General features: G+C 41.2%; 14 protein-coding genes. 10 read left to right on the forward strand and 4 right to left on the reverse strand.

The genetic code is table 11. The features are described from left to right. Positions 1-18: 18 nt before the first annotated feature. Both NQT69_RS09015 and ruvX read left to right on the forward strand, forming a co-directional pair. Entirely contained in the window at positions 19-576 is a 558-nt protein-coding gene (locus tag NQT69_RS09015) for a YqgE/AlgH family protein (protein ID WP_256827326.1), read from the forward strand. Between the two features lie 29 nt (positions 577-605). After that, entirely contained in the window at positions 606-1,052 is a 447-nt protein-coding gene (gene ruvX / locus NQT69_RS09020) for a Holliday junction resolvase RuvX (protein WP_256827327.1), read from the forward strand. On the opposite strand, the gene NQT69_RS09025 is transcribed toward ruvX, so the two are convergent. Genes NQT69_RS09025 through NQT69_RS09035 form a run of 3 tightly spaced genes read right to left on the reverse strand, consistent with a single transcriptional unit; the run spans position 1,015 to position 4,119 of the window. Then, complete coding sequence (locus NQT69_RS09025; protein ID WP_256827328.1) at positions 1,015-1,926, reverse strand: hypothetical protein; 912 nt, start codon at positions 1,924-1,926, stop codon at positions 1,015-1,017. The two genes, ruvX and NQT69_RS09025, sit on opposite strands and share 38 nt — an antisense overlap. A gap of 1 nt (position 1,927) precedes the next feature. After that, positions 1,928-3,058, reverse strand: a complete 1,131-nt coding sequence (locus NQT69_RS09030; RefSeq protein WP_256827440.1) for a PilT/PilU family type 4a pilus ATPase — start codon at positions 3,056-3,058, stop codon at positions 1,928-1,930. Between the two features lie 20 nt (positions 3,059-3,078). Continuing rightward, positions 3,079-4,119 (reverse strand): type IV pilus twitching motility protein PilT, encoded by a 1,041-nt coding sequence (locus tag NQT69_RS09035; RefSeq protein WP_256827329.1) that lies wholly within the window; start codon positions 4,117-4,119, stop codon positions 3,079-3,081. A gap of 2 nt (positions 4,120-4,121) precedes the next feature. Between NQT69_RS09035 and NQT69_RS09040 the strand changes: the two genes are divergently transcribed. The 8 genes from NQT69_RS09040 to NQT69_RS09075 all read left to right on the forward strand — a co-directional run bounded on the left by NQT69_RS09040 (position 4,122) and on the right by NQT69_RS09075 (position 11,202). Then, a complete protein-coding gene (locus NQT69_RS09040) occupies positions 4,122-4,835 on the forward strand; it encodes a YggS family pyridoxal phosphate-dependent enzyme (protein WP_306174004.1) in 714 nt (237 codons plus the stop codon). Positions 4,836-4,850: 15 nt separating this feature from the next. After that, complete coding sequence (proC, locus tag NQT69_RS09045; protein ID WP_256827330.1) at positions 4,851-5,672, forward strand: pyrroline-5-carboxylate reductase; 822 nt, start codon at positions 4,851-4,853, stop codon at positions 5,670-5,672. Between the two features lie 33 nt (positions 5,673-5,705). Continuing rightward, positions 5,706-6,239: a YggT family protein gene (locus tag NQT69_RS09050; protein WP_256827331.1), complete on the forward strand. Its 534-nt coding sequence runs from the start codon at positions 5,706-5,708 to the stop codon at positions 6,237-6,239. 51 nt (positions 6,240-6,290) lie between these two features. Continuing rightward, on the forward strand, positions 6,291-6,734 hold the full coding sequence (locus tag NQT69_RS09055) for a DUF4426 domain-containing protein (protein WP_256827332.1): 444 nt from the start codon (positions 6,291-6,293) through the stop codon (positions 6,732-6,734). A 3-nt stretch (positions 6,735-6,737) separates the two neighbouring features. Beyond that, positions 6,738-7,337, forward strand: a complete 600-nt coding sequence (locus NQT69_RS09060) for an XTP/dITP diphosphatase (RefSeq protein ID WP_256827333.1) — start codon at positions 6,738-6,740, stop codon at positions 7,335-7,337. After that, the gene (gene hemW / locus NQT69_RS09065; protein WP_256827334.1) at positions 7,334-8,470 is read left to right on the forward strand and encodes a radical SAM family heme chaperone HemW; all 1,137 of its coding nucleotides are present in this window, start codon (positions 7,334-7,336) and stop codon (positions 8,468-8,470) included. The genes NQT69_RS09060 and hemW overlap by 4 nt, the downstream gene beginning before the upstream one ends. Before the next feature lie 85 nt (positions 8,471-8,555). Beyond that, positions 8,556-10,385 carry a DUF885 domain-containing protein gene (locus NQT69_RS09070; RefSeq protein ID WP_256827335.1) on the forward strand — a complete coding sequence of 610 codons (1,830 nt, stop codon included), beginning with the start codon at positions 8,556-8,558 and terminating at the stop codon, positions 10,383-10,385. A gap of 130 nt (positions 10,386-10,515) precedes the next feature. Next, positions 10,516-11,202: a hypothetical protein gene (locus NQT69_RS09075; RefSeq protein ID WP_256827336.1), complete on the forward strand. Its 687-nt coding sequence runs from the start codon at positions 10,516-10,518 to the stop codon at positions 11,200-11,202. An 11-nt stretch (positions 11,203-11,213) separates the two neighbouring features. Here the strand turns inward: NQT69_RS09075 and NQT69_RS09080 are convergent, their stop codons facing one another. Then, a complete protein-coding gene (locus NQT69_RS09080; protein WP_256827337.1) occupies positions 11,214-11,930 on the reverse strand; it encodes an SIMPL domain-containing protein in 717 nt (238 codons plus the stop codon). Positions 11,931-11,954: the final 24 nt, after the last annotated feature.

Genomic DNA, 11,954 nt, shown 5'->3' on the forward strand with positions numbered 1-11,954 from the left:
TAATAAAGGGGTAACGTTATGCAATCATTAGAAAATCACTTTTTAATCGCAATGCCATCAATGCAAGACCCTTTTTTTAAGCGTGCTGTAACGTATATTTGTGAGCACAATGAAGACGGGGCTATGGGGCTGGTAATTAACCAGCCTATCAATATCACTGTGGGTGACTTACTTGATAAAATTGAAATCGATAACGATAAAACGAATCAAGCATCACAAGTCGCCGTTTTTGCTGGTGGGCCGGTAAAAACAGACCGCGGGTTTGTTTTACACTCACCTAAACCTGGTTACGCTGCCAGCCAAGAACTAAGCAGTGATATTATGATCACCACCTCCAAAGATGTATTAGCAAGCCTAACAACTACGCAAGCACCTGAGCAATTTATAATTACTTTAGGTTATGCCGGTTGGGAGCAAGGCCAACTTGAACAAGAGCTACTTGAAAATTCATGGCTTATCATTAAAGCGGATCCTGACATTATATTTAACACCCCAGTGGAGCAACGCTGGGAAAAAGCCGTTGAAACGTTAGGTTTTGATATTAGCCAATTAAGCGCTGAAGCAGGCCATGCCTAAACGCAACTCACTTTAAATAGAAAGAAGCAATGAGCAAAAAACAACTTAAGCCCAAAGGTGAACGTACCGTGATGGGCTTTGATTTTGGTACCACCAGCATTGGTATTGCAATTGGCCAAGAGCTGACTGGATCAGCCTCAAGTCTCAGCGCTGTAAAAGCCAAAGATGGCATTCCAAACTGGGACTTTATCAAAAAGCACGTTGATGAGTGGCAACCCGACCTCTTAGTGGTCGGTCTGCCTCTTAATATGGATGGAACAAATCAAGAAGTCACATTTAAAGCGAAAAAGTTTGCCAACCGCTTACATAATAATTTTGGCCTACCAGTAGAGACCCAAGACGAACGTTTAACAACAGCAGATGCTAAAGCCAGGTTATTTGCACACGGCGGTTACAAAAGCTTAGGCAAAGGTAATGTTGATAATATGTCTGCGGTGATTATTTTAGAGAGCTATTTTGAACAAGCTTACGGGTAAGAGGTAAGTTAATAATCAGCTGATCGGTTAGCTCAGGAATAAACCCAGCTTGCCGATACGCTCTTTCAATTGCCCCTTGTTCGCGCATTATTTTCAAGCCTTTTTGTAGCGCAGCAAACGCCCTGTAGCCTTCTGGGTGAAGTTTTGATACCACAAAGTGGCGACTATCATCTAATAACATTAAAACCTTAGGAATTGCTTTTAAGGTGATATTTTCAAGCTCATAATGATTATTAATCGCTGGCATTAAGGGCATCAGCATAAAATCAACCCACTGCATAGAAACCATTCTAACTTGACTTAACCATTCATCTTCACGAATAAGTTTTTTTAACGGTAATTGTGCGAGCGTACGCCAATCGGTACGCCAGCGTGGCGTTGAAACACTGGTAAGTTCATTAAAATCAGATAAATGCTGTAATTTAAAAACAGCGTGATTTTCTTCAGCGGCATAAATACCAGCAAAGTATTCACCTTTACGGATCACCGGATCACTGATCAATACTTCTTCTGATAGCAATTTTGCATCTTGATACCAATACGTATCAAAGCTGATCAGTAATTCACCTTGCTCTAATAACTTGGTATTTCTAAAGTTTACCTTGCCAACTTGGTAATCAAAGCGCTTGTTAAACCCACCTAAGTGCATAGCTTGTTGCGCGATGATCATATCAACCACATCACGACGAATAAACTTACCGCTAAAATCGTTTATTTGATCGGGGGTTTTACCCGCTAAAAAGCGCGAATAATCATGATATACATCATCGCGTAAATAAATGGTGATCGCATCGCCTTGGCTAATAGCAAAAAACGGGGTCATTAAACAATGAGTAAGTAGCAATGTTAAACACCATTTTAAGCTATGTTGCATTTTATGAACCTTTTTGATCTAAACCATCTATCGTTACACCCTGTAAGAAGCCTGCACCTTGCTGTTCATTGTTTCTTAACTTAATCATCAAACGTAAATCGTTAGGTGAATCAGCATGATGCAGAGCATCGGCGTAATTGATACGTTGCTGTTTATAGAGCTCAAATAATGCCTGATCAAAGGTTTGCATGCCCATATCTTTAGATTTTGCCATCGCCTCTTTAATACCGCCAATATCACCTTTTTTAATAAGTTCACCAACGATGGGGGAGTTCAGTAATATTTCAATCGCAGCGACCCGGCTATTTCCATCCGCTGTTGGTACTAATTGTTGCGCGATAATTGCCCGCAGATTTAATGATAGGTCATATTTAAGCTTGTCGTGCTTTTCTTTTGGTACTAAATGCATGATACGGTCGATTGCTTGGTTAGCGTTGTTCGCGTGCAAAGTAGCAACACACAAATGCCCTGTTTCAGCAAAACTAAGCGCGTATTCCATGGTTTCTTGCGAACGTATTTCACCGATCAAGATAACATCAGGAGCTTGACGTAAAGAGCTTTTCAAAGCTGACTCAAAGCTTTCGGTATCAAGCCCGACTTCACGCTGAGTTATAATACTTTTACGGTGCTCATGAACAAATTCAATCGGATCTTCAATCGTTAAAATATGGCCTCGCTGATTACGATTGCGATAACCCAAAAGTGCAGCCAATGATGTAGACTTACCGGTACCCGTTCCCCCCACAAACAACACCAAGCCACGCTTTGCCATAATGACGTCGGTTAGCGTTGAAGGTAACCCCAGCTCATTTACATCAGGTATGGTAGTCACAATGCGACGAATAACCATACCTGCACAATCTCGTTGCCAAAATGCTGAGACCCTGAAGCGCCCTTCATCCGTCGCAATGGCAAAGTTACACTCTTTAGAATCATGAAATTCAGCTTTTTGCTTTTCACTCATTGCTGATTCAACTAACGCTAATGATTCCTCATCAGAAACTTTGTCGTCTCCCAATGCGATTAATTCACCATTAATTTTCGCGCTGACCGGTAACTGACTCGAAACAAACAAATCAGAGCCTTGCTTGTCTATCATCAGTTGTAAAAAATAGTTAAGAGAATGAGTCATCATATTCCTTATCCTTTGGCCTAGCCGCCAAAATTAGTTTTATCTTGCGCTTTAGCACGCGCTTCTACGTTAGAAACCACACCGTGATTCACTAAATTAATCAAACATTGATCCATCGTTTGCATGCCATGAGATGAACCCGTTTGAATAGATGAATACATTTGCGCAATTTTATCTTCACGAATTAGATTACGAATAGCCGGGACACCAATCATAATTTCGTGGGCTGCAACTCGCCCACCGCCAACTTTTTTCAACAATGTTTGCGAAATAACTGCACGCAGTGATTCAGAGAGCATTGAGCGTACCATGTCTTTTTCTTCACCGGGGAACACATCAATAATACGGTCAATAGTTTTAGGGGCTGAGGTAGTATGCAGTGTACCAAAAACTAAGTGGCCTGTTTCAGCGGCAGTCATGGCAAGACGAATGGTCTCCAAATCACGAAGCTCACCGACCAAAATGACATCGGGGTCTTCACGTAATGCACTACGTAATGCGTTGGAGAAACTGTGGGTATCGCGATGAACTTCACGCTGGTTAATGAGTGACAGTTTATTGTCATGAACAAATTCAATAGGATCTTCGATGGTTAAAATATGATGATGTTTATTTTGGTTAATATAATCGACCATCGCCGCCAAAGTTGTTGATTTACCCGAGCCTGTCGGCCCAGTCACTAACACTAAGCCGCGCGGATTATCAGAAATCGTTTTGAAAATATCAGGTGCCCCTAAATCATCCAGCGTCAGCACTTCACTTGGGATAGTACGAAACACCGCTGCAGGACCACGGTTAGAGTTAAATGCATTCACACGAAAACGAGCAAGATTAGGAACTTCAAAGGAAAAATCCACTTCTAGGTTTTGCTCGTAGTCCTTGCGTTGATTATCGTTCATAATATCGTAGACTAAGCTGTTTACATCTTTGTCTTCCAGTGCTGGAATATTAATTCGACGCACATCGCCATCAACTCGAATCATCGGAGCAACCCCTGATGATAAGTGTAAATCGGATGCTTTATGCTGCACACTAAAGGCTAATAATTCGGTAATATCCATTTATGACTCCACAACTAACTGATAATTATATGGTTACAATAGCAGAACGACTTAAATCCGCCTACGCTAGAATTGCATTAGCGGCAAAAAAAAATAACCGCAACGAGCAAGATGTTTGCTTACTCGCAGTCTCTAAAACGAAACCTGCTGACTTTATTTTAGCGGCTTATCAGCAAGGCCACCGAGAGTTTGGTGAATCTTATGTTCAAGAAGCTGTAGATAAAGTAACCCAACTGGCAGATTATAGCGATATTGTTTGGCATTTTATTGGCCCAATTCAATCAAATAAAACCGCTTTAGTTGCCACGCATTTTGACTGGGTGCAAAGTATCGACCGAGAAAAAATAGCCAAACGTTTAAATGACCAAAGGCCGGACGCTAGAGCACCACTGAATGTATTAATTCAAGTTAATATTAGTCTAGAAGAAGCTAAGTCAGGCTGCCACCCGGATGCACTCCCTGCCTTAGCGAAGTTTGTCGATGATTGCCCTAACTTGGTTTTGCGTGGGCTGATGACTATTCCAGAAAAAACCGACGATACGCAGCAACAAATGCAATATTTTGAGCAATTACGCGCTTGCTTTGATAGACTTAAGTCCCAATATCCTCAAATAGACACCCTGTCGATGGGGATGAGTGGTGATGTAGAAGCAGCCATTGCTGCAGGCTCCACCATGGTACGCATCGGCACGGATATTTTTGGCCAACGAAGCTAAGGTGATAACTAAGATATGTCAGATAAAACAATTGCATTCATAGGCACAGGTAATATGAGCTACGCCATCATTGGTGGCATGGTAAAAAATGGGTTTAAGGCATCAAATATTATTGCCACTAACCGCAATCAAGAAAAACTTGCTAAGGTAGCAGCGGATTTCGGGGTCAATACCACCTCAAACAATAACGCAGCACTGCGTGATGCCGATGTGATTGTGTTATCTGTTAAACCGCAAATGATGGGTGATTTATGTCAATCATTCCAAGATTCAGGCATCGATTTTAGTGATAAGCTATTTATTTCTGTGGCTGCAGGCCTAACCGTTAGCCGCCTTCGTGAAATGCTCGGCCAAAACGTAAAAATGGTCCGTTGTATGCCGAACACCCCATCATTGCTTGGTCGTGGTGTATCGGGTTTATTTGGCGACGGTGAGACCGCTGATGAACATACCTTTGTACAACAAGTATTTGAATCAACTGGTATTGCGGTATGGGTTGAGCAAGAGTCTCAAATCAATGACGTGATTGCTGTTACGGGTTCATCACCCGCTTATTTCTTCTTATTTATGGAAGCCATCGAAGAGAAAGCCAAAGCCCTAGGTTTTAATGATGAAGATGCCCGCCGCTTAGTCCAACAAACCGCATTAGGCGCTGCAGAAATGGCACTCTCACAGCCTGATATAAGTATTTCTCAATTACGTGCCAATGTAACATCTAAGGGTGGTACAACTCATGCTGCGGTCGAACATTTAAAAGCACAAGGTTTAACAGCTACTGTTGCTGATGCAATGGATGCATGTATTGCCCGTGCCGAACAAATGGAACAAGAACTTTAACTAAGCGATAATGCTTATTTTTCGAGGTAAATTATGAATGCCATGCAATTTTTAGTCGGGATTGTATTTGATCTATTTTTAATGGTGGTATTACTGCGCTTTTGGCTGCAAGCAGCCAAAGCCGATTTTTACAACCCATTAAGCCAGTTTGTGGTTAAAGCAACCTCATTTGCTGTAAACCCACTACGTAAAATTATTCCCGGTTTTGGTGGGTTAGACTTAGCCTCACTGTTATTGGCATTCATTGTTGCAGTAGCAAAAATTTCTACCCTATTGCTCATGTTTTATGGTGGTTGGGATGCGCAAACCGTATTTGTATCAGCCTTGATTACTGTTATCAAAGAGGGTTTAAACTTATTATTTTGGGTATTAATAATCCGCGCTTTGTTAAGCTGGGTAAGCCAAGGTTACAATCCTATTGAAGCCGTTTTCCACCAGCTCACTGAGCCAATGCTTAAACCTATCCGAAAAGTTTTACCGCCTTTAGGTGGCTTTGATTTATCAATTTTAGTATTGATAATCGCATTACAGTTTGCACAAATTCTATTTATGGATTTTATCGGTTAAACCATCTCACTACCAGAGGCCTAAATAGGCCTCTTTCTTTAAGAGTCATTTATGAAAAAGCTAGCAAGTATATTATTTTTCGCACTGGCAGGTATCACCTTTACTGCCCACAGTGAACAAATTCAAGGCGCGCAATATAAAGAACTTGGCCCTTGGCAAGTTCACTATATCGCCTTTCCTTCCACCTTTGTTCAGCCAAAAATAGCGCAAGCTTACGGCCTTGAGCGCAGTAACTATAAAGGCATAGTTAATATTTCGATTTTAAAAAATGATGCCGATAATACAGCGCAAACAGCATCACTTTCAGGAACTGCAAAAAACTTATTAGGTAATAAACAAGTTTTAGAATTTAAAGAAGTGGTTGAAGGCGATTCTATTTACTACCTCGCTCAAGTAAAATTTACCAACGAAGAAATTTTACGGTTTGATATCGAAATCAAACAAAACAATCAATTTCAAAAATTGCAGTTTCAACAAAAATTTTACGTAGATTAAATCATGAAAAAAACCTTAGTTTTAGCCACTGGTAACCAAGGGAAGGTAACAGAATTAGCACAGATGCTAAGCTCTCTCGAGATAGAAGTGTTACCACAAAGCGACTTTAACGTCCCTGACGTGCCAGAAACCGGCACTACATTCGTTGAAAACGCCATCATCAAAGCTCGCCATGCTGCCAAGCTAACAGGATTCCCTGCTATTGCTGACGACTCGGGATTAGAAGTCGACGGGCTAAATGGTGCACCCGGTGTATATTCCGCCCGCTTTGCAGGGGAAAATGCCAACGACCAAGCCAATATAGACAAATTACTCGCTGAGCTGGGCGATAACCCAACTCGTAACGCACGCTTTTGGTGTGTATTAGTACTAATGCGCCACGCCAATGACCCTACCCCACTAATTTGTAGTGCCAGTTGGGAAGGGCAAATAACCCAAAGCCAAGATGGCCAAGGCGGCTTTGGTTATGACCCTATATTTTATGTACCAGAGCTTGGCTGCACCAGTGCACAGCTTAGTAAAGAACAAAAAAATGCCATTAGCCACCGAGGTCAAGCATTACAAACCTTACTAGCAGAGCTTAAGCTTAAAGGCGGCCTGTGAATTTACCACCGTTAAGCTTATATGTGCACATACCTTGGTGTGTGCAAAAGTGCCCTTATTGTGACTTTAATAGTCATGGCCAAAAAGGCGATATTCCAGAAAAAGAATATGTACAACATTTAATTGATGATTTAAAAACTGACTTACACCTTGTGCAAGGGCGAAAAATTCATTCGATCTTTATCGGCGGTGGCACCCCAAGTTTATTAACTGGTGACGCCTATGTCAGCTTATTAAACGCCGTTGATTCACTGATAGGCCTTAGTGATAACTGTGAAATCACGCTAGAAGCTAACCCGGGTACGGTAGAAACTGGGCGCTTTAAAGAGTATGTCGCCGCGGGGATTAATCGAATATCAATTGGCGTGCAAAGCATGCAAAATGACAAGCTAAAAGCCCTCGGCCGTATTCATGGTGCTGATGAAGCCACTTACGCAGCACAACAAGCTCACGAAGCCGGTTTAAACAGCTTTAACCTCGACCTAATGCATGGTCTTCCAGGGCAATCTGTAGATGATGCCCTCAGTGATTTGAAAAAAATCATTGCGCTAAATCCGCCCCATATTTCTTGGTATCAACTCACCATTGAAGCCAATACGCAATTTGCATCAAAGCCCCCGACTTTGCCTCCCGATGACACGTTGTGGGATATCCAAGAGCAAGGCCAACTATTACTCGCTCAAGCAGGTTACCAACAATATGAAATATCCGGTTATGCAAAACCCGGCTTTCAATGTCAACATAACTTAAATTATTGGCGCTTTGGCGACTATTTAGGCATTGGCTGCGGCGCTCATGGTAAAGTAACTGATGCAAACACAGGTCAAATAACCCGCACTATGAAAGTGAAACATCCGCGTGGGTATATGGACTTAGCTAAACCTTATTTATTTAAGCAATGGCCAGTTGAGCAAGACGATTTACCCTTTGAGTTTTTTATGAATCGTTTTCGCCTATTTGAAGCCTGTCCAAAAAGTGATTTACACGAACTTACAAATTTATCACTACAGAGCCAGTCTGAGGCCTTGAACAAAGCGATAAATACAGGCTTACTAATCGATATGGATAGCCATTGGCAGGTAAGCCAAAAAGGTCACCGTTTTTTAAATGACCTGCTAGAATTGTTTGTATAGTTGTAAGTGCTTAGGCGGTTACAACTTCATATTAATAATAATTAATTTATAACCTTTATTGGTTTCTAACAACAAAAGGGAAAACATGCGTAAACTTACCTTTATCGCTGCCGCAGTGAGTATTGCACTGCTAGGTGGCTGCCAGCAAACGCCTGAGCAACAAAACACACCGAGTGTACAAGCACAACCTGTACAGAGTGAAATCGACAAAGCCAATGCCTTTTTTGAAGATACTTTTAACCGTGATGTAATGAGCAGTCCTGTTTATCAAACATACATGGGTATCAAAAAAGATTACGACAAGTGGGATGATGGCAGCGAAGAGCGCGCACTTGAAGATTTACAACAAGCTAAGGACGACTTAGTTGCATTAAATGCGATTAATCGTGACTTACTTGATGAAAATACTAAAGTGAGTTATGACCTTAAAAAGCAAGATCTTGAAAACACGATTGCTGATTTTAAATGGCGTTACCATAACTACCCGGTAAACCAAATGTTTGGTGTTCATTCAATGATCCCAGCATTTTTAATCAACCAACACCAGATCACCGATGTTGCTGACGCAAAAGCATATATCTCGCGTTTGAACGGCGTGACTACAGTTATTGACCAACTTATCAAAGATTTAGAGGTTCGTGCTGACAAAGGCATTATTGCGCCTAAATTTGTATTCCCTCATGTCATTGATTCAAGTAAAAATATTATTATTGGTGCACCATTTGAAAAAGGCGAAGACTCAACATTACTCGCTGACTTTAAACGTAAAGTAACAGCATTAGAAATAGAACAAGCAGAAAAAGACGCCTTAATTAGCGATGCTGAACAAGCATTAAAAGCGGCTATAAAACCTTCTTACTCTAAGCTTATCAATTACCTGGCGCAGCTTGAAAAGCGTGCCGATGATCGTGATGGCGCATGGAAATTCCCTGATGGCGAAGCGTTTTACAACAATGCGTTAGCCCGTACTACAACCACAGACCTAACGGCGAAAGAAATTCACACCATAGGTTTAGCGGAAGTATCACGCATTCATGATGAAATGCGTGAAATCAAAAATAAAGTTGGCTTTGAAGGCGACTTAAACGCCTTTATGCAGTTTATGAAAACTGACAAACAATTTTATTACCCAAATACTGCTGAGGGTAAACAACGCTACCTAGATGAAGCAACTGCACTTATTGATAACATGAAGACCCGTTTAGACGAGTTATTCATCGTTAAGCCAAAAGCTGGCCTTAAAGTAAAAGCTGTTGAGGCATTCCGTGAAAAAGCGGCGGGTAAAGCATTCTATCAACAACCTGCACCAGATGGTTCTCGCCCAGGTATTTACTACGCTAACCTTTACGACATGGAAGCAATGCCAACGTATCAAATGGAAGCTTTGGCGTACCATGAAGGTATTCCGGGTCACCATATGCAAATTGCTATTTCGCAAGAGCTTGAAGGCGTGCCTAAGTTTCGTAAATTCGGTGGCTACACAGCGTATATCGAAGGCTGGGGTTTATATTCAGAGCTTGTACCAAAAGAAATGGGCCTTTACGAAGACCCTTACTCTGACTTCGGTCGTCTCGCGATGGAACTATGGCGTGCATGTCGTTTAGTTGTAGATACCGGTATCCACGAAATGAAATGGACTCGCCAACAAGGTATTGACTACTACGTAAATAACACACCAAACGCCACCTCTGACGGTGTTAAAATGGTTGAGCGTCACATTGTCATGCCTTCACAAGCAACAGCCTATAAAGTGGGTATGTTAAAGATTTTAGAACTACGGGAAGCGGCAAAAGTTAAACTTGGTGATAAGTTTGATATTCGTGAATTCCACGACGTAGTACTAAAAAATGGCGCAGTGCCACTTAACGTACTTGAAAGCTTTGTTGATCAATGGGTAGCAAGTAAATCAGTTTAAAGACTCGTTTACTTTAAAACCTAAAAAGGCCGCATTTGCGGCCTTTTTACAATCAATTGGCCTAATGCAAAGAATTGACCTATAAGTAATTTCCGTTAGGATAGAACAAATAGATAATGGAGGAACAATAATGGATGCTTGCATAACTCGACTCTCACAGCAATTACAGCAACACCAGCTGCAATCTGTTGTCGATGACTTTGCCAAATTAACATCACAACAGCAAACTTTGCAGTTACTCCATCTGTATCAAAGCGCGCAGCGTATGGATGTAAAATATAGTTACCTGCAAAACGTTGCCACTCGTATTTTAACACATCAACCGCTACCACAGCTGTTAATAAAGCAGTTTAACGATACTGATATATTGAGCTTTTTTACTCCAGGGCTTAAATTCAATAATGGCTTTGCCTTACTTGATGAAGCAAACAATAATGTAATTCATACGTTATTTAGCCACTGTAATATAGCTAAACTGCCATTTAACTACGTTCGTTCTTTAATGCTATTTGAAAGTAACGAAAACCTATTGTTAGCATTAACTCAACAGAATAATCAGGGCCTCACACCCGTTGCAAGCTATATAACCTGTAATCAATATCAGCAAAGTCTGCCAAAACATGAATTTTCAGCACTGTTAGCTTTAATGGAGGCTGAGCTAAAACAAAATAAAACGATCAATACCGCCGCATTTTTAAAAGCTTTACTCACATTACAGAGTACATTGGCTGACAAAACCATCAATGAATATACCATCTTGCTTGCGAGTGCGTATTTAGGTTGTAAAACGGAGCAAATAGAAAACTACTTAACTTGAAGTTTGGTTACTTAGTCCGATAAGTAATACTCAATACTGGTTACTACACGCACTTTTTTAAGCTGTGGCGTATTTGAATCGCGATCAGTGATACTGAACTGCCCTTGTCGAGCGGTTTTAATTTTACCTAATTTTGATTGTGAGTCTTTGGCAAATTTAATTGCTACTTCACGCGCTTTTTCAGTGGCCTGCTGAACCATTGCGGGTTTTACATCATTGAGCCCTGTAAATAAATATTCAATTCGGGTTTCGTAGCTATCTTGTACAATTGCAATACCTTGCTTTGCCAGCTGCCCGACCTGAGCTAACGCATTTTGCACCTTACTCGGTTGAGTTGTATATACAGTAATATTAGCGCGCGCAATATAACGGTACTGTTGATTTTCGCTGGAGTACTCTCGTGCTTGTTTATCAATGATTGATTGCGCACCACGGCTAATTTCATCATCATCAAAACCATGCAGCTTCAAAAAGGCGATAACGGCATCACTCTTGTGCTCAACCCGCTCAACCAGCTTTTCCAGATTATTGTCTGCGTCACTAAACTGCAGTGGCCAAATAGCGGTGTCAGCTAGCACTTCTCTTTCAGCAAGCCCCTTCACTGTTACTGTGCGTTCCATATTTTTTACTTCAATGGCTGTGCTTTTAAGGATAAGACCGAGTCCGAGTAGACCAATAACAAAGATAACCGCTGCAATTACTATCTGGGAACCATTCGTGTTTGTCATTTCTAATCCTTGATATCGTTCGAC

It is taken from the genome of Pseudoalteromonas shioyasakiensis (genome assembly GCF_024518675.1).
In the GTDB taxonomy this organism is placed as follows: domain Bacteria; phylum Pseudomonadota; class Gammaproteobacteria; order Enterobacterales; family Alteromonadaceae; genus Pseudoalteromonas; species Pseudoalteromonas shioyasakiensis_B.

Bases quoted from the DNA above. Each gene is read 5' to 3' on its own strand.
- NQT69_RS09070 (WP_256827335.1), top strand. From the start codon at position 8,556: ATGCGTAAACTTACCTTTATCGCTGCCGCAGTGAGTATTGCACTGCTA.
- NQT69_RS09035 (WP_256827329.1), bottom strand. From the start codon at position 4,119: ATGGATATTACCGAATTATTAGCCTTTAGTGTGCAGCATAAAGCATCC.
- proC (WP_256827330.1), top strand. From the start codon at position 4,851: ATGTCAGATAAAACAATTGCATTCATAGGCACAGGTAATATGAGCTAC.
- NQT69_RS09015 (WP_256827326.1), top strand. From the start codon at position 19: ATGCAATCATTAGAAAATCACTTTTTAATCGCAATGCCATCAATGCAA.
- ruvX (WP_256827327.1), top strand. From the start codon at position 606: ATGAGCAAAAAACAACTTAAGCCCAAAGGTGAACGTACCGTGATGGGC.
- NQT69_RS09075 (WP_256827336.1), top strand. From the start codon at position 10,516: ATGGATGCTTGCATAACTCGACTCTCACAGCAATTACAGCAACACCAG.
- NQT69_RS09040 (WP_306174004.1), top strand. From the start codon at position 4,122: ATGACTCCACAACTAACTGATAATTATATGGTTACAATAGCAGAACGA.
- NQT69_RS09060 (WP_256827333.1), top strand. From the start codon at position 6,738: ATGAAAAAAACCTTAGTTTTAGCCACTGGTAACCAAGGGAAGGTAACA.
- NQT69_RS09030 (WP_256827440.1), bottom strand. From the start codon at position 3,058: ATGACTCATTCTCTTAACTATTTTTTACAACTGATGATAGACAAGCAA.
- NQT69_RS09055 (WP_256827332.1), top strand. From the start codon at position 6,291: ATGAAAAAGCTAGCAAGTATATTATTTTTCGCACTGGCAGGTATCACC.
- NQT69_RS09050 (WP_256827331.1), top strand. From the start codon at position 5,706: ATGAATGCCATGCAATTTTTAGTCGGGATTGTATTTGATCTATTTTTA.
- NQT69_RS09080 (WP_256827337.1), bottom strand. From the start codon at position 11,930: ATGACAAACACGAATGGTTCCCAGATAGTAATTGCAGCGGTTATCTTT.
- NQT69_RS09025 (WP_256827328.1), bottom strand. From the start codon at position 1,926: ATGCAACATAGCTTAAAATGGTGTTTAACATTGCTACTTACTCATTGT.